This is a genomic window from Polaromonas aquatica (genome assembly GCF_050626995.1).
Lineage (GTDB): Bacteria > Pseudomonadota > Gammaproteobacteria > Burkholderiales > Burkholderiaceae_C > Polaromonas > Polaromonas aquatica_A.
In genome coordinates, this window is record NZ_CP192467.1 from 711355 (window position 1) to 731588 (window position 20234).

General features: G+C 58.3%; 18 protein-coding genes. 2 read left to right on the forward strand and 16 right to left on the reverse strand.

Annotated features, from left to right (window positions below; translation table 11 throughout):
* The first annotated feature begins 16 nt into the window (after positions 1–16).
* Both accD and ACQ4MS_RS03530 read left to right on the forward strand, forming a co-directional pair.
* A complete protein-coding gene (gene accD / locus ACQ4MS_RS03525) occupies positions 17–889 on the forward strand; it encodes an acetyl-CoA carboxylase, carboxyltransferase subunit beta (protein WP_092131730.1) in 873 nt (290 codons plus the stop codon).
* 116 nt (positions 890–1005) lie between these two features.
* Entirely contained in the window at positions 1006–1668 is a 663-nt protein-coding gene (locus ACQ4MS_RS03530) for an LON peptidase substrate-binding domain-containing protein (RefSeq protein WP_431097764.1), read from the forward strand.
* Between the two features lie 15 nt (positions 1669–1683).
* Here ACQ4MS_RS03530 and ACQ4MS_RS03535 read toward each other — a convergent pair whose 3' ends face one another.
* From ACQ4MS_RS03535 to gcvPA, 16 genes are read right to left on the reverse strand one after another with little or no spacing between them, the layout of a single operon-like run.
* Positions 1684–3492 carry a polysaccharide biosynthesis protein gene (locus ACQ4MS_RS03535; protein ID WP_431097765.1) on the reverse strand — a complete coding sequence of 603 codons (1809 nt, stop codon included), beginning with the start codon at positions 3490–3492 and terminating at the stop codon, positions 1684–1686.
* Positions 3479–4984 (reverse strand): aminotransferase class I/II-fold pyridoxal phosphate-dependent enzyme, encoded by a 1506-nt coding sequence (locus ACQ4MS_RS03540; protein WP_431097767.1) that lies wholly within the window; start codon positions 4982–4984, stop codon positions 3479–3481. Before ACQ4MS_RS03540 ends, ACQ4MS_RS03535 begins: the two co-directional genes overlap by 14 nt.
* Positions 4981–5610, reverse strand: a complete 630-nt coding sequence (locus tag ACQ4MS_RS03545; RefSeq protein ID WP_431097769.1) for a NeuD/PglB/VioB family sugar acetyltransferase — start codon at positions 5608–5610, stop codon at positions 4981–4983. The genes ACQ4MS_RS03540 and ACQ4MS_RS03545 overlap by 4 nt, the downstream gene beginning before the upstream one ends.
* A 23-nt stretch (positions 5611–5633) precedes the next feature.
* Positions 5634–6776 (reverse strand): UDP-N-acetylglucosamine 2-epimerase, encoded by a 1143-nt coding sequence (neuC, locus tag ACQ4MS_RS03550; RefSeq protein WP_431097770.1) that lies wholly within the window; start codon positions 6774–6776, stop codon positions 5634–5636.
* A complete protein-coding gene (gene neuB / locus ACQ4MS_RS03555) occupies positions 6773–7816 on the reverse strand; it encodes an N-acetylneuraminate synthase (protein ID WP_431097771.1) in 1044 nt (347 codons plus the stop codon). Before neuB ends, neuC begins: the two co-directional genes overlap by 4 nt.
* Positions 7810–8598 carry an SDR family oxidoreductase gene (locus tag ACQ4MS_RS03560; RefSeq protein ID WP_431097772.1) on the reverse strand — a complete coding sequence of 263 codons (789 nt, stop codon included), beginning with the start codon at positions 8596–8598 and terminating at the stop codon, positions 7810–7812. Before ACQ4MS_RS03560 ends, neuB begins: the two co-directional genes overlap by 7 nt.
* Positions 8595–9284 (reverse strand): acylneuraminate cytidylyltransferase family protein, encoded by a 690-nt coding sequence (locus ACQ4MS_RS03565; RefSeq protein WP_431097774.1) that lies wholly within the window; start codon positions 9282–9284, stop codon positions 8595–8597. The genes ACQ4MS_RS03560 and ACQ4MS_RS03565 overlap by 4 nt, the downstream gene beginning before the upstream one ends.
* Positions 9281–10249 carry a Gfo/Idh/MocA family protein gene (locus ACQ4MS_RS03570; protein ID WP_431097775.1) on the reverse strand — a complete coding sequence of 323 codons (969 nt, stop codon included), beginning with the start codon at positions 10247–10249 and terminating at the stop codon, positions 9281–9283. Before ACQ4MS_RS03570 ends, ACQ4MS_RS03565 begins: the two co-directional genes overlap by 4 nt.
* The gene (hisH, locus tag ACQ4MS_RS03575; protein WP_431097777.1) at positions 10249–10893 is read right to left on the reverse strand and encodes an imidazole glycerol phosphate synthase subunit HisH; all 645 of its coding nucleotides are present in this window, start codon (positions 10891–10893) and stop codon (positions 10249–10251) included. The genes ACQ4MS_RS03570 and hisH overlap by 1 nt, the downstream gene beginning before the upstream one ends.
* The gene (gene hisF / locus ACQ4MS_RS03580; protein ID WP_431097779.1) at positions 10890–11645 is read right to left on the reverse strand and encodes an imidazole glycerol phosphate synthase subunit HisF; all 756 of its coding nucleotides are present in this window, start codon (positions 11643–11645) and stop codon (positions 10890–10892) included. The genes hisH and hisF overlap by 4 nt, the downstream gene beginning before the upstream one ends.
* A gap of 4 nt (positions 11646–11649) precedes the next feature.
* On the reverse strand, positions 11650–12966 hold the full coding sequence (locus ACQ4MS_RS03585; RefSeq protein ID WP_431097781.1) for an N-acetyl sugar amidotransferase: 1317 nt from the start codon (positions 12964–12966) through the stop codon (positions 11650–11652).
* Between the two features lie 53 nt (positions 12967–13019).
* On the reverse strand, positions 13020–14222 hold the full coding sequence (locus ACQ4MS_RS03590; protein ID WP_431097783.1) for a UDP-glycosyltransferase: 1203 nt from the start codon (positions 14220–14222) through the stop codon (positions 13020–13022).
* A 33-nt stretch (positions 14223–14255) separates the two neighbouring features.
* The gene (glnT, locus tag ACQ4MS_RS03595; RefSeq protein ID WP_431097784.1) at positions 14256–15560 is read right to left on the reverse strand and encodes a type III glutamate--ammonia ligase; all 1305 of its coding nucleotides are present in this window, start codon (positions 15558–15560) and stop codon (positions 14256–14258) included.
* 20 nt (positions 15561–15580) lie between these two features.
* On the reverse strand, positions 15581–17335 hold the full coding sequence (asnB, locus tag ACQ4MS_RS03600) for an asparagine synthase (glutamine-hydrolyzing) (RefSeq protein ID WP_431097785.1): 1755 nt from the start codon (positions 17333–17335) through the stop codon (positions 15581–15583).
* Between the two features lie 9 nt (positions 17336–17344).
* Positions 17345–18769, reverse strand: a complete 1425-nt coding sequence (gene gcvPB / locus ACQ4MS_RS03605; RefSeq protein WP_431097787.1) for an aminomethyl-transferring glycine dehydrogenase subunit GcvPB — start codon at positions 18767–18769, stop codon at positions 17345–17347.
* A 1-nt stretch (position 18770) separates the two neighbouring features.
* Positions 18771–20144: an aminomethyl-transferring glycine dehydrogenase subunit GcvPA gene (gene gcvPA, locus ACQ4MS_RS03610; RefSeq protein WP_431097788.1), complete on the reverse strand. Its 1374-nt coding sequence runs from the start codon at positions 20142–20144 to the stop codon at positions 18771–18773.
* Positions 20145–20234: the final 90 nt, after the last annotated feature.

The following is a 20234-nucleotide window of genomic DNA, read 5'->3' on the forward strand; positions in this document are numbered from 1 at the left end:
ACAAGGACTGACACCCATGTCTTGGTTAGAAAAACTCCTCCCGCCCAAAATCAGCCCCACCGACCCGACCGAGCGCCGTAGCGTACCCGAGGGTCTGTGGATCAAATGCCCGAGTTGCGAGGCCGTGCTCTACAAGACCGACCTGGAAAAAAACCAGAATGTCTGCCCCCAGTGCAGCCACCACCACCGTATAGGCGCGCGCGCACGGTTGGACGCCTTCCTGGATCCGGAAGGCCGTTATGAACTGGGCCAGGAAGTGCTGCCAGTCGACGCCCTCAAGTTCAAGGACAGCCGCAAATACCCCGAACGCCTGAAAGAAGCCCTGGAAAACACCCAGGAAACCGACGCACTGGTGGTGATGGGCGGCGCCGTTCACAGCATCGGCGTCGTGGTCGCCTGTTTTGAATTCGACTTCATGGGCGGCAGCATGGGCAGCGTGGTCGGCGAGCGCTTTGTGCGCGGCGTGCATGCGGCTATCGAGCAAAAAGTGCCCTTCATCTGCTTTACCGCCACCGGCGGCGCACGCATGCAGGAAGGGCTTTTGAGCCTCATGCAGATGGCCAAAACCAACGCAGCCCTGACGCGGCTGGCCAAAAAAGGCCTACCTTATATCAGCGTGCTGACCGACCCGACCATGGGCGGAGTGAGCGCCGGCTTCGCTTTTGTGGGCGATATCGTCATTGCCGAGCCCAAAGCCCTGATCGGTTTTGCCGGCCCGCGCGTCATTGAGTCCACCGTACGTGTTACCTTGCCTGAAGGCTTTCAGCGCGCCGAGTTTTTGCAGACCAAAGGCGCGGTCGACCTGATCTGCGACCGCAGGGAATTGCGCAAAACAGTCGCCAATTCGCTGGCGATGCTGCTGCGCCAGCCGGCGGATGCCGTCAGCTGAAAGTCCAGCCAGTCCGGCAAAGCCCCTGACGCAAGGCGTATTACCCGCACGAAAATTTCACCGCACGGGTCACATGGGATGATGTGGTTCACGGCACTCCAAAGCACGATGAGACCATGCCAGAAGCCCTGATGCTGACCTCCCTCCCCCTGTTCCCGCTGGGCGCAGTATTGTTCCCCGGCGGCGTGCTGCCACTGCGCATTTTTGAGGTTCGCTACCTTGACATGATCGGTAAATGCCACAAGGCCGGCGCGCCTTTCGGCATTGTCTCGCTCACCGAAGGCTCAGAGGTGCGCAGGCCTGCCGGCAGCGGCGCCCCGAGCGGCGATGGCTTCGCGCGCGAGGCCTTCAGTGCCGTGGGCACCTTGGCCACCATCACCGAATTCTCCATTCCCCAGCCTGGCCTGATGATCATTCGCTGCACGGGGGCGCAACGATTCGAAGTCACCCGCCGCGAAAAACTCAAGCATGGTTTGTGGATTGCCGACGTTACCCGCCTGGAAGACGACCAGCCGGTGGAGGTCCCTGCCGACCTGCAGGCGACGGCCAATGCGCTGGGCAAGCTGATCAAAAGTCTGCAGGAACGCGAGTTGACGCCGGCTCAAATGCCGCTATTGGCCCCCTACCGGCTCAACGACTGCGGATGGGTCGCCAACCGCTGGTGTGAATTGTTGCCGATGCCGCTGGAGTTGAAACAGCGTCTGATGCAACTGGACAACCCATTGATGCGGCTGGAATTGGTCAGCGATATCTTGGATCGCACAGGAATTTCACTTTAGACCAGTACCGGTTAATCAGATTCGGGATCTGTACTCCGGTACATGGCTGGTTAACCAAGCCTTGACCATTTCACCAGATGGTGCAGGACCGGCAGCAGCGATCCATGCAGTTACGTCATCGATAGCAACGGCTTGGTGACCCGACGATTTCGCGACACGGAGTTTGGGATGGGGAGTAGGCTCCGTGGTTTCGTCATCAGCCATTAATTCTTCAAACAGCTTCTCCCCGGGGCGTAAACCGCTAAAAGTGATCGGAATGTCGTGTTCGGATTTTCCCGAAAGGCGAATCATCATGCGAGCCAGATCCACTATTTTCATAGGCTCACCCATATCGAGCACGTAAATCTGGCCGCTGCGCCCCATTAGTCCGGCCTGCAGTACTAACTTGGCGGCCTCCGGAATTGTCATGAAATAGCGCACGATATCGGGATGCGTCACAGTGATCGGACCACCGCGCGCTATTTGCTCTGTAAACAAGGGGACTACAGAACCGCTGGAGCCCAAAACATTCCCGAACCGAACCGAAACAAACTGGGTGTCGGCGTACTCGCGCGCAATGTTCTGCACCACCAGTTCCGTCATGCGTTTGGTGGCTCCCATGATATTGGTGGGATTCACCGCCTTGTCAGTGGAAATCAATACGAACTTCTGGGCGCCGCAGGCACCGGCCACTTTGGCGGCATGAATGGTTCCGAGAATATTGGTTCGGACCGCTTCAATCTCATTATTCAATTCCATCAATGGGACATGCTTGTACGCTGCGGCATGAAAAAACACCGAGGGCTTGTACTGCATTGCAATGGCCAGCAAACGGGCATGCTCCCTGACATTGGCCGTGTAATAAAGTCCCTGCATCTGTGGGTGCGCTTCCCGCAGCTCTTGCTCTAGCTTGTAAATAGCAATCTCGGAAGCGTCCACACAAACCAACCGGGCCACACCCAATCGCGCAATCTGGCGGCAAAGTTCGGATCCGATAGACCCACCAGCACCTGAAATAAACACTGTTTGGCCCGAAAAAAGCTCCGCCAGCCCTTGCGTGTCCAGCTCTACTGCCTGCCGGCCCAACAAATCTTCCAGTTCAATTTTTCGTGGACTTGCGCTTTCAGACTGCAACCACTCATCCGGCCTCGGCATTGTCAGCAGCGTCAGCCCAAGTGGACTGGACTGCATGAGAACTTCGCGGCGCTCGCGAGAACCCGGTGGGCTGGCAATGAGGGCAGTTGATGCGCCCGTAGAAGCAGCCATATCGGCGATGGCCGCTGGAAATCCCAATACCGGTATTTGATGAAGATATCGCCCTTGCTCGGACTCCAGGGAAGATGCAATGCCCACGCAATGCCACTGCCTGGATCCCTTGATCGCGCGCAAGGCATCTGCAGCATCATGCAGTGATCCGACAATCAATAGAGCCCGGGATTCATCCGACGGATTCCCATGCTCGACAAATGTTCGCCAGGCAGCGCGAGCACCGCCAAGCAATATCAGTGCAACCAGTGGATGCAATAGAAGTACAGACCGTGGAAAATTCGGATACCGGATCATCAGCACCGCGGCAGCAGCCAGCAATCCACCGAAAAAGACTCCCCAAACCAGCTGCCGCAGCTCGGGTAAGCCAATGTACTTCCAGATTTGGCGGTCAACGCGTGCGATGACTAATCCGGCAGTAGACCCAGCCAGTGCCCATGGCATGCTCTGAAGGGCGAGCACTTGGAATTCCTCAGGAATGTCAAAATTAAACCGCAACCAAAATGCGGCCCACCACCCCAGACAAATCAGCAAGAGATCTGCAGTCCAGAGTGGAATAGTCTCTTTACGCAAGCGCATGATGACCTTCCATCATGAGCAAGGCATGCTGCAGGTGATCGATCACACGGTCCTGCTGGACCGAACCGAGGTTGGAGCCCGACGGCAAACAAATGCCCCTCCGAAAGAGGTCTGCAGAAATATCAACGCCGGGTTCATGAGAAAAATAAGGAGCACCCTCAAAGAGCGGCTGCAAATGCATAGGTTTCCAGACCGGCCTTGCCTCGATTAAGTGCCTCTCAAGCGCCTTCATCACCTGGCGGCTCCGCTCTTCACCATCTGTCCCCGGCAATGCGAAACAAGTCAACCATCGAGTCGAATGGCAACCCTTCGGCTCTGGCATCCACTGAATCTGCCGAAAATCCGCCATTGCTTCCACATATCGCTCAAAAACGCGCCGACGCTGCGAGACTCGCTGTTCCAGAACCCGCAATTGCCCTCGTCCAATTCCAGCCAAAACATTGCTCATGCGATAGTTAAATCCGACTTCGGTGTGCTCGTAATGAGGAGCGGGCTCGCGTGCCTGCGTCGAGAGCTTTCGCGCTCTTGCGATAAGGTCGGGATCATCAGCCACCAGCATCCCTCCTCCCGAAGTAGTGATGATCTTGTTTCCGTTGAACGAATAAACGGCAATTTTTCCGAAGGCGCCGCTGCTTTTGCCCTTGTAATGCGCACCCAGTGACTCAGCAGCGTCTTCAAGTACAGGGACACCATAACGCTCGCAAATGGGAAGAAGCGCGTCCATATCCGCGCTTTGGCCATACAAATTAACCAGGATGACGCAGGACGGCATTCGGCCCTCGCGCCGGGCCCAGTCGAAAGCGCGCTCAAGCGCAGCCGGCGACATATTCCAGCTCTCAGGTTCGGAGTCGATAAATACGGGCTTCGCTCCGCAATAAAGAATCGGGTTACAACTCCCAACAAAGGTCAGGGAAGAACAAAAGACCGTATCGCCGGGCTTCACCCCAAGCAAAATTAACCCGAGATGAATGGCGGCGGTTCCGGAACTGACGGCGGCGGCGTGAGCAACACCCACATGCGCGGCGAGTTCGCCCTCAAAGCCGTCGACATGGGGCCCGAGCGGCGCGATCCAATTAGTCTTGAACGCGTCCTCCACGAACAACGTTTCCTCCTCACCGAGATGCGGCGAAGAGAGCCAGACGCGTTGCGAGAGTTCGCGCCGGAAGATCAAGTCGACCGGCTTGCCAGCGCCGTCGAGCACCGGGATATGGTCGATCTGGTGCTGGTCCATGCATAGCAGCACCGATGCCGCGTCGGCCTCCTCGCCGACCGTGATCGGCGCCGTGTCGGACAGGCTACCGACCGGCACCGAGTCGCCGGCGTTCTTGAGGATGGCACGGCGCAGATCGCCGTCAGTGATCGTGTGGCGCAGCGCACCGCTGGCATTCAGCACCAGCAGGATGCCGCGCGCGGTCTGGTCCATGCGCAGCAGGGCCTCGCGCAGGGTCAACTCTGGCGCAACACAAAGAGCTTGAAGACCGTCTGGACTCATGCAATTCTCCTTGCGGGGACACCTACATAGGTGCCGGCTTCTCTCAGGTCATGGCGCACGACGGCGCCCCCGCCGACGACGACGTCGTCGCCAATCTCGACCCCAGGCAGCACTACGGCGCCGGAGCCGACCAGCACGCGCTGCCCCAACCTGACGGCGCCACCGAGAGTGGCGTGCGGCGCGACATGGCAGAACGCGCCGACCGTGCAGTCGTGGTCGACGATCGCGCCATGGTTGACGATGGCGCCGACGCCGAGCGAGGCATCGGGCGCAACGACAGCCAGCGCCGCAACGAAACTACCGGCGCCGAGCCGCGCCGACGCGGCGACGACGGCCGCCGGATGGATCACTGAGCGCAGCCGCACGTGCCCAAAGAAGTCTGCCTCGCGCTTGCGCCAGAGGTTATTGCCGATCGCCACATGCACGGCCGTGATTTCCGCCGGCACCGCATCGACCCCAACCAGCCGTACCCCCGGCAACAGCTCACCGTGACACAGAACCGGGTTGCGGTCGGAAGCCAGTGCCGGCGCACCGCATAGCAGCGCCGCATCGGCCACGACCTTGCCGTGACCTCCCGCGCCGAACACCAGCAAGTGGCCCTGAAATAGGAGGTCGTTCAGATTCATACAGATAACGCGGGTGTCATGGCTCAGTAGCTGTTGATTTTTTCCAGAACCGAAGGGCTCAGCGGCAGCTCGGCCACCAGCCTAGCGATGCGCGGGCCAGCCTGGCCGTCTCCATACCTATTGTTACATGGACGCCTGCCAGCGACGAGGGCCGTCGCGAGCGCCGTCGCGATCGCCTGCGGCTCGGGCGTGGCATCGTTCACGTTGGCGTTTCTTTCGCGCAGGCGCTGGCGGTCGCCGACATTGACGACAGGCGTGCCGAAAGTTGCCGCCTCGATGATGCCGGCCGACGAGTTGCCGACCATCACGGCGCAATGTTTCATCGCGGCGCAGAACAGCGCGCGCGGCAGGTTGCGAGTGCGACGCGAGCCGTCGGGCAGGCCGATTGTGTCGAGCGCCTCCAGGATGCCGGCCGAACCGGCATCAGCGTTCGGTTCGCCCCAGAGCACCGGCAGGCCGGTCTGGCGCAGCGCGCGCAGCAGCGCTCCGGTCTGTGTGGCCGCATCGCAGGCCTGCTGCACGACCGGATGGAACAGCACAAGCACGAACGGCTGACCGGCTGGCAGCCCCAGCGCGGCGCGGCACTCCCCAGCCGACAGCGCCGCGCCCTGCCCCGCCAGGTGGTCGAGGCCCGGCGCGCCGGTCACGAAGACGCGTTCAGGCAGTTCGCCCATGCGGATCAGGCGTCCGCGCGACTCTTCGGTCGCCGCAAAATGGTAATGGGCGAGCTTGCTGATCGCGTGGCGCACCGGCTCGTCGACCGTGCCGGAGCGCTCCCCGCCGTGGGTGTGCAGCGAAACGACGCCCAGGTGCAGCGCAGCGATCGCGCCGGCCAGCATCTCGCCGCGGTCGCCGAGCAGCAGCAGCATATCGGGTCGCTCGCGCGCCAGCAGGTCGGTAACGCCGGCCAAGCAAGCAGCGACACCATGCGACATGCCGGCCGCCGAACGCGCGCCGAGCGCGATCGGGATCTCGCCACAAACCGGCAAACCCGACGCACGGATCTCGTCAATCGTGTGGCCCCAAACCGGATCAAGGTGCATGCCGGTGACGGCGACCGACAGGTCGGCCACCTGCGCGATCAGCCGGAGCGTCGACGCCATCAGGCCGAAGTCGGCGCGCGTGCCGCTCAGGTAGACGATTTTCCGGCGCACCGGGCCGCTCAACGCGGAGCCTCCACAGTCGGCTCAAAATCGCTCCACTGCAGCACCGTCGCGGCGGCGATGGCGGCGCGCGCGCGCCGTCCCACGACAAGATCCAAGTCGCGCGGCGCGATGCCGGTTGCTGGCCGCCGGCAGATCAAATGCGCCGCCGCGATGGTCTGGCCGGCCGGGATGTCGACGGCCGCGACGACGCTGCGGCGCGCGACCCGCGCTGTGTCGAGTTCGGCCGGCAACGGTGCCTTGACGCCGTCGCCGAGCATCGCGCTGACGCGGCGTATGCCGGCAACCATACGGCCGAACTCTTCGGGTTCGAGCGAGGCTGCGTGATCCGGGCCGGGCAACGCGCGGTCCAGGGTCAGGTGTTTTTCGATTAGGGTCGCGCCGAGCGCGACCGAGGCCAGCGGCGCCACGATGCCGAGGCTGTGGTCGGAGTAGCCGGTCGCGAGGCCGAGGTCGCGCGCCATGCTCGCTAACGCGCGCAAGTTCAGCGCCTCGTCGGGCGCCGGGTAGGCCGAGGTGCAATGCAGCAGCTGCACACCGTCGAGGTTACCGCGGGCACCGGCGATCCAGCCGAGCGCTTCGCGGATCTCATCCATCGTGCCCATGCCAGTCGAGACCAACAGCGGCAGCCCGGTAGCGGCGGCGTGCTCGACCAGCGCGCGGTGCGTGAGTTCTCCCGAGGACAATTTGAGACGGCGTACGCCGAGTCTGACCAGCATGTCAACGGCGCCGACCGAAAACGGCGTCGAGAAGAACTCGATGCCGATGGTCGCGCAATGCGCCTGCATCTCCCGGTGCTGCGCTTCGGACAGTTCGAGCCGCTGCAGCATCGCGAATTGATCCTGGTCGCCGGTCTGGCGCGCCTGGTATTCGGCGGTTGGCGCGCCGCGCACGACCAGGTCCTCGGCGCGAAAGGTCTGGAACTTGACGGCGTCAGCGCCGGCCCCGCGCGCGGCGTCGCAAAGGGCGAGCGCGAGAGCCATCTCGCCGTTGTGGTTGACGCCGGCCTCGGCGATGACGAAGACATGGGCGGCGCTCACCATACCGTCCATCCGCCGTCGACGACCAGATTGTGCCCAGTCACGTATTTGGAAGCGTCGCTCGCGAGGTAGCGCATTGCATTAACTATGTCATCGGTTCCACCCATGCGCCCCAGAGGAGTACGGCGAGAGTAGTTTTCCACAAACCTATTATTCTGTCCGCTAAATACGCCGCCCGGTGTCACGGCATTCACGCGCACCCCGCGGTGGCCCCAGTAAGCCGCCAAGTATTTTGTCAGCCCCCATAAGCCGGCCTTGCTGGCTGCGTAGATAGCGGGCGTATTAATCGCTCGTCCAAGATATTCCGAGCCTTCATAGATGCGCTGGTCGGGCGCGACGATCCCGTAGATCGACAAGGTATTGACAATACTGCCAACGCCACGTTTCGCCATTGCCCCCCCGAACACCTGCGCGCAAAGCATTGCGCCAGTCAGATTGACGGACATCACCTGGTTCCATTCGTCAACTGGAAAGATTTCGAAAGGCTCGAAGAAGTTTTCGCTTTTGGTCGCGGCATTGTTGAGCAACACATGCGGCTCGCCCCAATGGGACCTTAGCGTCAAAAAGGCCTTTTTGACTGCGTCCGATGAGGAGATATCGGCAACGCAGGTCAGCAGGCCCTCATGTGATGAGCCGCAGTTTTTTTCAAGCGCCTCTTCATCGCGGTCAATCGCAAAGACTCGAGCACCTGATGCGAGAAATGCCTTGATCACATGGTTTCCGATGATCCCCGCCGCCCCAGTCAATACCACCACCTTCCCGTCCAAAGCAAATTCGTCGCTCATGCCAGGCCCTTCCGTTTCATCAGCAGCTCCACGAGGTCGAAGTCAACAGGATGGTCGATATCTATAGACCGCTCGCGGGGCATCACATGGAGCCGAATTCTCGGCAAATCCCACAGCGATGATGACAGGGTATGCCTGTGCCAAGCGTAGATCGAAGCGTTCATCGCATAGACCTCAGGAGCCGACTGCCGACCCAATACCTCGTCGACTGGCCTGCAGACCCGCTCAAAGAAACCGCTGCTCTTTTGTTCAACCATATTGAAATACGGATTCTTATCAGATCTATACCCCGTGATCACTACATCGGTCGCCATGTCAAGCATGGCAGCACAAATCTGAATGTCGGTGACATCGCGCAACGGGGAGGTCGGATCAAGATCAATGATCGTGTCAACTGAACTGTGATATTTCTCCACCCAGTTGACCAGATGACCAATGACTGGCAGCTTACCAGTCGTTGAGGTCGCAAGCTCAGCGGGACGCAGGAACGGCACCTCGGCACCGTGAGTTCGCGCCACGTCAGCTATCTCCTCACTGTCGGTCGAAACATACACTCTATCAGCGATGCCTGAGGCCAAAGCCTGCTCGATACTCCAGGCTATTAACGGCTTTCCACAAAGCTTGCGAACGTTTTTTCCGGGCAAGCCGATGGAGCCTCCACGTGCACAGATACTTACGATCTTCATGATACTGCTTCCTTCAGGTCAAGCATCAACCCAGCAGTTTCCAACGCATCACCGATCGGCGTAGCTACATGGTGAGCCGAATCGGCGATAAGAGCCAGCCAGTCGGCCATTTGCAGACGGTAGCTGCATGCGACATCGAAGTCTTCAGCGCAATCGTTAACTATGTGGTTGCCGTCACGCTTGCGCAAGATGATGTGCTTGCGAGGGATATCGATTTCATAGGTGCCGATTTCGGTCACGATACTGTAGCGACGCACGACCTGCTGCGAAACATAGTCCAGGCTGATCACCACCGGTACACCGTCATTTGTCCGTAACAGCGCGACATGCACGTCATCTGAATTTATAGGCAGTTCGCTAAACTGGCCGGCAACTGCAGCCACAACGTGCAATGGCCCTAACAGCCACAACGCCATATCAATTTCGTGCACCAAGTCAAAGACAACGCCCCCCCCCTGCGAGGCTATAGCACTGTACGAATCCGCTAGGCTCCGACCTGGCCGCCATTGTGTCAGCTCCTGTCCAACTTCAAATTGAGCGCGCAGAATACGCCGCCCGAGCTTACCCGCGAGCTCCGCGCGAAACTTTTTCAGTGCCGGCAGATGACGCAGGTTACAACCTACAACGAGCGCCGTAAACGGCGCTCCTTCCAGCAACGCACGTACCCGGTTCAATTCCGTGCGTGAAGTAACTAGCGGTTTTTCGACGAGACATGGGAGACCCAGAGCCAGGCACGATTCGAGTTCGGTACCGTGCCGGCTCGAAATGCTGGCGATTATCACGGCTTCCGGCAACCAGGTTAGTGCGCTCTCAAAACTATCGAAGCGCCGGCACGGTTGAAAAACCGAACCGAGTTCGACGCTCGCAACAACTCCGAGATCTACATCTGGCACGAGCTCTCGCAGATGGCGGACGTGTCGCTGCGCGATTGAGCCACGGCCAGTCACAAGCACTCGTTTTGGCATCACATCTCCATAAATGCAGACAGAATGCTTAAGCCATGCTCAGCGCTGCGCTCCGGATGGAACTGACAACCAAAGATGGCATCGCGGGCGACCGCCGCACAAATTCTCTGACCGTTGTAATAGGTATCGGCCAGTCGATACTCTTCATCTGCTGGCGATGGGGCAAATGAATGCACAAAATACATCGGCTCTCCCGGCGTGATCTTGCTCAGGATGGTATTTCTCCAAGAGGCGCGCGTTGCGGGGCGCTGGAGTGAACTCCACCCAATATGGGGAATCCTATGTGGCTTGCCGTTGCAATCGAACGCGGCTACAGCCTGAACCTTACCGGGAATTAGGCCCAAACCGGGATGATCTCCGAACTCCTCCCCAACATCAAAGAGCATTTGTGCACCTACACATATGCCGAGGAAAGGCCGCTCGGTAACGACGTACCGTTTGACAAGATCATCGAAGCCTCTTGCCTTAAGCTCCGACATTCCGTTAGCAAAAGCGCCTACTCCAGGCAGTACCATCCGATCTGGCAAGACAGGCAGTTGATCGGCCCGATCCACAATGCGAACGTCAGCGCCGCAATGTTCCAGCGCTCTCACCACATTGAGCAGGTTACCGATGCCGTAATCGATTACGGTGACTTTGCTCACAAACGCACCTCCAACCCCAAGCTGTGAGCTTGGCGCTTGATCTGGTTGACCGTGGTGCGCTGCCAGTGCAACGCGTCTGCAATCGCCACGGCCGAGGTGCCAACTTCGCTGGCTCGCTTGAGATCTATCGGATCACTGAAACCGCCGCTGGCAATAATTGGAACACTGACGCGCGCATTGACAGCACGGAGCAGCTCGATATCCAAACCCTTTCGGGTTCCTTCCTGATCGACAGCTGTCAGCAGCACCTCGCCTGCGCCAAGATCGACGGCACGCTCTATCCAGTCTACGACGTCGAGGCCGGTGTGTTCACGACCATTGTCAGTGTAGGCCTCCCACTTCTGGGTGGCTGTTTTTTTGGCCTCGACCGAAAGCACCATGCACTGCGAGCCATAACGATTAGAAACCTCGGAGATTAGTTGAGGACGCCCGATAGCAGCCGTGTTGATCGCGACCTTGTCGGCGCCCGAACGCAGCATTGTATTTACGTCATCCAACGAACGTATGCCTCCGCCAACGGTGATCGGGATAAATATTCGATTGGCTGCGCGCTGAATAATCTCGGTCAGATTGTTGCGCTGATACAGGCTAGCAACAATATCCATGAAAACGATTTCGTCAGCTCCCTGGGCGTAATATCGCAGCGCAAATTCGTGAGGATCACCAACGACACGCAGGCCTTCCAGTCTGATACCTTTTATTAGATTGGAACCTTTGACATCCAACCGCGGAATGATACGCAAGCCTGCCATGCATTCAAACGTTGTTCGAAACCGAATGGCGCAGCTTCCACTGCCCATGTTCGTGCTTCCAAAGGTGAGGCGAGCGGAACTGATCGGCTAAGCGCATGAAATAGCCACGATCCATTACCGGGTTCTCGAACATCTTGTGCGCCCTAGGGAAATCCTTTTGCGTAATACTCAGATATCTGAATATCTCATCAGCAAATCGCTCCGGAAATTCACCGTCGTAGCGCTTGACCAATGCCACGCCTTCTTCCCGATTGATGTCTTGTGAGCGAATTTCTTGCGCTGCGTCGTAAGTCGCGCGACCGATACCAAATTTGATGAAAGTCGTGTAGTAGTGGAAATCGTCAATGCGGTCATCAATACTGTTGTATTTGCTGTAAGTGCCTGGGGTACGCTCCGGCGAAGCCTCGAAGCCACCATGCTCGACCGCGTAGTAATAACAGCTCTGAGGATGCCACTTCAGGTAATAACCCAAATAATGGACTTCAATCTGTTTCCTCTCAACCTGCCGCGGATCAGCTGGCAGATACGGCAGTAAGTCCTGTTCCTCTACACCGTAATCGGTGTAAAGGCTTTCGATAGCCGTACCCCCGAGGTGAATTTGCGACTTATCTGATGAGGTGAAATAAGACCAATCGCGTTTGGCGCTATTTGTATCACCGATCGGATTGCCGTATTCCGCCTCATTTTCGCCGTAAACGACAAAGGGAATATCGTGCAGTATGGCCATCTTTGGTGCCAGGGACTTCTGGCCGAACATAAATGCCTGGAAAGGATGGAACAGATTGTCCACAGCCAGCCGAGTCAGCAAACGATGCACGCGGCCATTTGGTGTCATGAGGTAATTATCGAAGCCCGCGTGCAACCAGGATTCAAAGTTCTTCCATCCCCACTCGGTATAGACATGTGGGGCCCAAGTCACTGTCAAGGGGTGCATGTTAAAACGCGTCTTCAAGATATGCGACGCATAAAAACTATCTTTGCCGCCGGAACCTGGCAGCAGGCAGTCGTACCCTGACTTGCTGCGAAACTTGTCACAAAGTGCAGCCAACTGATCCTCGCGATCCTTCCAGTTAATCGTGCCATGTTTTTGCTCCGCAAAACGACAAGCGTCGCAAACTCCATCTTCGTCAAAAGCAATTGTGGCCTTCTTGCTTGCTTTGGTATGCTGGTATTCAACGGTCGAATTAGGTCGCTGGTTGGAAATAACGCAGCGCTTGCAAAAATGAACATAGCGCGGCAGTCCATACTTGACTTGGACTTCGTCATCACCGACTAGAAATGGCGACATGTCGATCGGGACAGGGGCTTTAATAAGGGGCATGAAAATCCGATAGGAGTTGCGCTGTTTTGCCTGATCTCAATGCAAATTGTTCATTATAGGAATCCGCTCACCACTTTCAGCACTGCATTGCGGGCACTTCCCAAGTGATTGCCTGAAAGTCGGCGTGGCAGACCCTTACAACGGTCTAACGCCACTCCTACTCCGTCCACGGCGACCGCGGCGTCGGCCATTCCGTAGTCCAGGAGCGGCATAGCATCATCGAACACGGAGCCAAGCACCTGGACTACCCGCGCACCGGCAAGATGGCCTTCAAGGCCGACTGTCGAATTGAGTGTCACAACGATATCGATCGCATACAGAAGATCCGGCAGGCTGAAATTCTGTCCGGTCAACACAATGCGCCGATCATCCGGCAAAGACGGCGCCGCCTCACCTGCGCGCGGGCGAACACACAGCACAGCATCATCCCGTGATAACACCCAAGCCATTACTGCGGCAAGCGCTTTTTCAGGCAAGTCAGTATTACCCGGCTTGCCATTAAAAGGGTGATAGGCTGGCTCAACCTGCATTGGCCAGAGCAACACATGCTTGCCGCTCCATTGCATACCCTGCCGCAGGGTCCGGCCTGCAGTTTCATGCTCAGGGTGGCCCAGCTCATCAAAGGCTGGGTTACCAGTTACCACGACCTGCGCCGGATCGCGGCCCGTGTTGATCAAAAATTGTCGTACAGAGTCGTTGAGGACACAAATGCGATCGGCATAGTCTGGCGCACCTATCCATTTGACTTCATCGAGGCAGAACAAGTCCACTAGACAGATCGAAGGCAAAGCAAGGCTACGCGCTGCCACAATCGCAGCGCGTTCACCCCGAGGCGAGTTAGTAGCAATCACCAATTGCGGCGCCAGCTTTGCTAGGATGCGCCGCAAGGTACGTACAGGTAAAAATGCCTGGCGACCTTCACGACGGTAAAGCCTTTCAGCCTCTTGAGCACCGACATCTTCAACCAGCTCCGCGTACGATAGTCCTAGGTAGGCTATGGTCTCGGCAGGATCGTCGGGGGGCTCTCGCATCTCCGCCATAAGGCGCCGGCCATGCTCAAGAGCACCAACATCGGCTTGTGTCACAAAGTCTTTGAATTGCAGAGTTTCGAGCCCCGCAGCCCTTGTAATCGGAGCGGCTGTGGTCAAAGCCAGAATTTGGACCCGAACTGCTCCCGTCTGAGCAAGTGCCTTGGCCACGGGTACCACCATCCGCACGTGGCCACTACCATAAGCGACAAACAGAACTTTCTTCATGCGCGGTCTTTCGCTTGGGAGTCGTCTATCGCACTAGAAGAAATCAACGTACCGCCGAAACTCAGCAGGCGCAACATGAAGCAGCAGTTCGTCACACTCGACACTCTTTATCTTTATGAATTCCTCGATAAAAGCTTGACCAAGGCCGGCACACAACGCGTTATCCGCCCTCAGTGCCTCGAGTGCGTTGGGCAATGAATCTGGCAGGCGCCGAATCCCCCGCGTGCCAAGCTCATCCATGCTCATTTGGTAAAGATTATCGTTGCATGGCACACCAGGATCGAGCTTGTGCTCGATGCCATCCAGCCCCGCATAAACAATGGCGGCGGTCAGCAGATACGGATTTGAGGAAGCGTCAGGCACGCGCAGCTCAAGCCGACCGCCAGGAATGCGCACAAAGGCTGTCCGGTTGTTGTTGCCCCAGGCGATATTGACAGGCGCCCAGGTCGCGCCAGAGCGCGAGCCGCGCGAAACCAGCCTTTTGTAAGAGTTGACACAAGGAGCGGCAATTGCCGTCAGCCCCGCAGCATGAGCCATCAATCCTCCGAGGAAATGATAGGCCAATGGGCTTAGGTCCATGCCGCGCGGATCGGTTTTGTCCTCAAAGGCGTTGTTACCGAATCCTTTTCCGGCCGACATATGCATATGCAATCCACTGCCCGAACGCTCGGAAAAGGGTTTCGGCATGAATGAACACAACATGCCGTGTTTTTTTGCGATTGCCGTCGCTGCCATTTTGAAATATGTCAAATTGTCTGCCGTACGCAGGCCGTCGGCATAGGTAAAGTTCATCTCGAACTGACCGTTCGCGTCTTCATGGTCAATCTGGTAGACATCGATATTCGCCCCCTCTAACGCGGAGCGCAGTTCCATGAGGAAATCCGAGACCGACGACAGGTGCCGGAAGTCGTAGCAGGGCTTGTCAAGCGATTCGGAGCCGGTCGCAACCTCGTACCCACCGCCTGCGGTTGCCTTTAGCAGAAAAAATTCGGGCTCAAGGCCGGAGAAGAATTCCAGCCCGGTGGCATCGCGAAAAGCTGCCAGCGCTTTTTTGGCGATCACGCGGGAATCAAGCGGATGCGGTTTTCCGTCGACATGTCCGTCGCAGCTAACACTGGCGGTCGAGGGCATCCAGGGCACGGCACGCACACTGCTGCGGTCACCAACAGCCATGAACTCCTGCCCATGTGGCTCCATTCCCATGCCTGCGATCGCGAAGCCCGCGAAACCAGCTCCTGCACCAAAGATCATTTCCTTGTGCTTGCCCGGCACCAGCTTGGCCTTGGGCCGGCCATGGATATCGACAAACTGCGCCAGGTAGTAATCAAAATCTGCCATGTCCGGCCTTCCGTTTTTTGTTATGCGTTTTCGGGGAAAAATTCCTGCAGCCAAAGCTTTGTCATCAACAGGGTGCGCAGCTGCTTCGTGTGATTGTGCAGGCCGCTTCGATGCTCCTCAAGCATCACCAGCAACTCATTGCGGTCGAAGCGATTGCCATCAGGCAGGTTCAGCACATCGCGCGCCCAGGTATAAAGCGGCCCTTTGATCCATTCACCAATCGGCAGGGTTGGCATGGTCTTGGGACGGAAGACGAAATCGTGGTCGAAATAGCTCGCCGCCGCCTGCTTGAGAAAATGCTTACCGATGCCGTCGCGAAACTTTGAAGTTACCGGAAGACGCGCAAACATCTCGCTGACGCGGTGATCAAGAAAAGGCGCCCGGCCTTCAATTGACCAACAGGCTCCCATACGGTCGCCTTTGACCGAATTGTTGCCCGGCATCAGCGAATTGAGCTCGTAGGCTGCTACCTGTTCCGCCGGCTCCAGATCACCGAACGGCTCGATGATTTCCATGAACCTGTCGAGCGCCCCCTGGGTATTCGGGAAAAAACCTGGGCTCATCATGCGCTGACGGTCTTTTTCAGTGCTGTAGCTGATCAGGTCGAAGTAACTGCGCATCGGGAAATTGGTGCGCGTCATTTCGGAGAAAAACTGCTCGTTGTGACGAAAACCGAGCATCACCTCGTCGGGACCATCACCCGTAAACATCACGATTTTCCCTTGCTTGTGCGCCTCGCGGGAAAGAAGGAAGAATAGAAAGAAGGAAAAATCACCGTGGGGCTGTTCCGCATGACGCACCACGGTTTGTGCAATCTCGGGAATATCGCCAGGCGTGATGTCGAGTGGCTTCAGATTGATGTCGAGTTCTGAAGCCACACGTTCCGCATAGGAGTACTCCGAAAACCCCTTGTCCTCGATGCGCAAGCCGATCGCGTCGAGCTTCGGCCGATTCCACTGCGGCACCAGCCGATTGGCGATCACGGACGAATCAACGCCGCCGGAAAGAAAGAGCCCACCGTCGACGTCAAATCGCATTTGCAGCTTGATTGCCTCGTTGAGCGCCTGCTCCAGTTGTTCCTGGGAAGCATCAATGCGAGGGCCATCCAGCGGCCAGCTCCAGTAGCGGACAGGTTCCGAAAATTTGCCCGCGCCATAACGCATGAAGGTGCCGGGCGGCAGGTGGCGAACGCCTTCAAAGCACGTCTCTGGCGGTGGGCAATAGTTAAAAGTAAAGACATTGCCGAGCGCGGTTTCGTTAACCTTGCGTTCAAATTTCGGCAGCGCGAGGATGGCTTTTATCTCGCTGGCGAAAGCCAGGCCGTCCTGATAGGGCGCGTAAAAGCACGGCTTGATACCCTGGCGGTCCCGCGCGAGCATGCCAGTTTCCGTGCGTTGGTCCCAGATGAAAAAAGCAAACATCCCGACCAGGTCGTCGAGCATCTTTTCGCCTTTTTCGCACCACAGGTGCACCAGCACCTCGGTGTCGCAACGCGACTTGAACTTATAGCCTTTGGCTTTAAGCTGTTCACGCAACTCGATGAAATTGAAAATCTCGCCATTAAAAACAACCCAGACCTTACCGTCGGTACTGGACATGGGCTGCATGCCGTTTTCCGGGTCAACCACCGCAAGCCGCGCGTGGCCGAGTACCGCTCTCCCAAGATCCTCGACTCCCTGCTCGTCGACGCCGCGATACTTGATGCAGTCGATCATTTTCCACACATCGTCTTTGCTCGTACCCGCAGCGTTGACCACGCCAGCTATTCCACACATGGCAAATCCTTAAGTCTTCAAATCAATTCGTGCAATTTTTCGGCTCAGCGGCGCACTTTCGACGAGTGCTTCGTCGGTCGCATCCTCATCAAAGACCCGCCGGAAAATGTCCACCTGATAGTCCAGGCTGGCCTTGGTTTCGGTTTCAGTCGGCTCAATCAGCATCGCCGACTTGAGGTCACCCGGAAAATAAACGCAGCCCGCGCCGACCAGTGTTGGCGGGTGAATGCCATAGTCAATCAGACGCTTGGCGAACTGGCGTGCCGAAGTGTTGAGTTTTTCCCCCGACAGCAGGGTCTCATGTTTGCAGAATTGGTCGTAAACCGGCGGCAACATGGGCGCTAGCCGGTGCTGCAGGTAGTTGGCATTCAGCACCGCATTTTCGGATGCCTGACGCAAGCCGGCTCCGCCCATGGTGCGAAGGTAGCCATAGGCACGCAGCAATACGCCGACATGGCCGTGGAAACTTTTCATACGGCCAATCGACAACGGCCGCTCATCATCGCGCTGCGCCACGCCGCTCCTTCGGACTGCCACCGGACTCGGCAGATAGGCAGCCAGTGCGGCCTTGACCGCAACCGGACCGGCCCCGGGGCCGCCGCCGCCATGCGGTGTCGAAAAGGTCTTGTGCACATTGACATGAACCACGTCAAAGCCCATGTCGCCGGGGCGCACGATGCCCATCAGCGCGTTGAGGTTAGCTCCGTCGTAATAGAGCAGTGAACCATTGTCATGAACCGCGTCGGCAATCTCGACAATCTGATCTTCAAACAGGCCAAGGGTTGAAGGATTGGTTAGCATGAAAGCCGCCACATCGGGGGTAAGCATCTGCCGCAGCGCAGCAAGGTCAACCCGGCCCTTGAGGTCCGACGGCACGATGCGGCAGTCAAAACCCGCCATTGCAGCCGACGCGGGATTGGTGCCGTGCGCCGAGTCAGGCACCAGTACCACCGGGCGCCGCTTATTGAGTTGCGCGAAATGTGCGCGAATCACCAGCAAGCCTGCAAGCTCGCCATGGGCACCCGCCGCAGGTGCCAGGCAGCAGGCATCCATGCCCGTGATCTCGCAAATCATGGACTGCAACCGCTCGTACATTTCCCAGACGCCGCCCAGACTGGCCGGATCCTGCATCGGGTGGGCATTGGCAAAACCCGGAAGGCGTGCGAGCTCGTCATTGCGCTTCGGGTTGTATTTCATGGTGCACGACCCCAACGGATAGGGCCCATTGTCCACACCATGGGACTCCTGGCTCAGGCGCGTGAAGTGCCTGACGACGTCAACCTCGCTGACCTCGGGAAGCCCAATGGTCGTACGGGCTCGTGCAAAAGCCGGGGGCATAGGTGCCTTACCGGGCAGGCGCCCGGCAAAAACATCGCTGGCCGCGCCTGGGCGGTGCAGTTCGATGATCGTCTGGGAGGCGGAAGTAGCAGCCATCTCAGCACTCCTGCAGGCAAGCCCGCGCCTGCGCAGCGTAGGCTTCGATGTCAGCGCGGGATTTGGTTTCAGTCACCGCAACCAATAACCCCCGCGCGTGCCCTGCCAGACCGGCCGCGACGGGAACACCCGCAAAAAATCCGTGCTTGTGCATGCGCGCGCAAAAGACGGTGGCAGCAACAGGCAACTCGATCGAAAATTCGTTGAAAAAAGCGCCGCTGCGCAGCGGCTTGACACCCGGCAGCGCAACCAGCAGCTCGTGCAACAAAGCCGCATTGGCCGCGTTCGCCTCGGCGATCCGCAAGAAATTGGCGTCACCCAGGCAGGCCAGGTAGACCGCAACACGAATCGCATTGAGCGCCTGGTTCGAGCAAATGTGGCTGGTAGCCTTGTCCCGCGCCACGTGCTGCTCGCGGTCTTCCTTGACCAGCGCATAACCCAGTTTGCCGTTGAGGTCGTGCACTCGGCCCACCAGCCGGCCCGGCAGATAGCGTTCCAGTGGTTTGCTGCAGGCAATGATGCCGACATACGGTCCGCCCGCGCTGAGTGGCAGACCGAGCGACTGACCTTCGCAGACAACGATGTCCGCCCCGAGCCTGCCAGGTGCTTCTATCCAGCCACAAAGCAGCGGATTGACACACACAGCAAGCATTGCCTGCCCCTTGTTGCAAATCGGCGAAAGCGCTGCAACGTCTTCGACAACGCCAAGGGCATTGGGACTCTGCACCACGACTCCGGCAATGTCGCCGGACCCCAGCATTGCGGCCAGGGCCGCCGGGTCGATCTGGCCGGTGGCCGCGTCATGCCCGAAGCTGTCGAGCCGCACGCCGCGCGGCTCCAGATAAGTCACCAGCACTTCGTGGTATTCGGTCCAAAGGGCCTGGGTCACCACAATGCGACGCTTGCCACTGGCCGAGCACATCATCCAGCAAGCCTCGGCTAGCGCCGTCGCGCCGTCATACACCGAGCAATTGACCGACTCCTGGCCCAGCAAGCGGCCGACAAGAACCTGAAATTCAAACAGGGCCTGCAGCAGGCCTTGGCTCATTTCGGGTTGATACGGCGTATAGGCGGTGAGGAACTCACCCCGTGAGACGATGGCGTCGACGACCGCCGGAATGTAATGCTCGTAAGCGCCACTGCCGAGAAAATTTGAATGCGTGAGCACCGTCTGGTTCATCCCGGCCATCGCCATGACATCACGCATCAGTTCCCATTCGCTGAGCGCCGCAGGGATGTCAAGCTCGCGCCGGAGGCGGACTTGCTGCGGCACGTCCGCAAACAGCTGTTCCACCGAAAAAAGTCCCATCGCCTCGAGCATCGACTGCCGGTCGGAGCCCGTGTGAACGTTGTAGCCTAGCGGCTTTTGCTCCATGTGAGATTCAGCTTGTCTTTGATTCACGTTGTTTCAGCGGCCAGAGCGCTGCTTTGGGGAGTCGGCTGCGATAGCGGGATTATAGGGTCC

Excerpts from the sequence above, each read along its gene's own strand:
- ACQ4MS_RS03565 (WP_431097774.1), bottom strand. The coding sequence starts at position 9,284 with ATGAAGATCGTAAGTATCTGTGCACGTGGAGGCTCCATCGGCTTGCCC.
- ACQ4MS_RS03585 (WP_431097781.1), bottom strand. The coding sequence starts at position 12,966 with ATGCCCCTTATTAAAGCCCCTGTCCCGATCGACATGTCGCCATTTCTA.
- ACQ4MS_RS03560 (WP_431097772.1), bottom strand. The coding sequence starts at position 8,598 with ATGAGCGACGAATTTGCTTTGGACGGGAAGGTGGTGGTATTGACTGGG.
- ACQ4MS_RS03535 (WP_431097765.1), bottom strand. The coding sequence starts at position 3,492 with ATGCGCTTGCGTAAAGAGACTATTCCACTCTGGACTGCAGATCTCTTG.
- hisF (WP_431097779.1), bottom strand. The coding sequence starts at position 11,645 with ATGGCAGGCTTGCGTATCATTCCGCGGTTGGATGTCAAAGGTTCCAAT.
- gcvPA (WP_431097788.1), bottom strand. The coding sequence starts at position 20,144 with ATGGAGCAAAAGCCGCTAGGCTACAACGTTCACACGGGCTCCGACCGG.
- ACQ4MS_RS03590 (WP_431097783.1), bottom strand. The coding sequence starts at position 14,222 with ATGAAGAAAGTTCTGTTTGTCGCTTATGGTAGTGGCCACGTGCGGATG.
- accD (WP_092131730.1), top strand. The coding sequence starts at position 17 with ATGTCTTGGTTAGAAAAACTCCTCCCGCCCAAAATCAGCCCCACCGAC.
- neuB (WP_431097771.1), bottom strand. The coding sequence starts at position 7,816 with ATGGTGAGCGCCGCCCATGTCTTCGTCATCGCCGAGGCCGGCGTCAAC.
- ACQ4MS_RS03545 (WP_431097769.1), bottom strand. The coding sequence starts at position 5,610 with ATGAATCTGAACGACCTCCTATTTCAGGGCCACTTGCTGGTGTTCGGC.
- asnB (WP_431097785.1), bottom strand. The coding sequence starts at position 17,335 with ATGTGTGGAATAGCTGGCGTGGTCAACGCTGCGGGTACGAGCAAAGAC.
- ACQ4MS_RS03570 (WP_431097775.1), bottom strand. The coding sequence starts at position 10,249 with ATGCCAAAACGAGTGCTTGTGACTGGCCGTGGCTCAATCGCGCAGCGA.
- gcvPB (WP_431097787.1), bottom strand. The coding sequence starts at position 18,769 with ATGGCTGCTACTTCCGCCTCCCAGACGATCATCGAACTGCACCGCCCA.
- glnT (WP_431097784.1), bottom strand. The coding sequence starts at position 15,560 with ATGGCAGATTTTGATTACTACCTGGCGCAGTTTGTCGATATCCATGGC.
- ACQ4MS_RS03530 (WP_431097764.1), top strand. The coding sequence starts at position 1,006 with ATGCCAGAAGCCCTGATGCTGACCTCCCTCCCCCTGTTCCCGCTGGGC.
- ACQ4MS_RS03540 (WP_431097767.1), bottom strand. The coding sequence starts at position 4,984 with ATGAGTCCAGACGGTCTTCAAGCTCTTTGTGTTGCGCCAGAGTTGACC.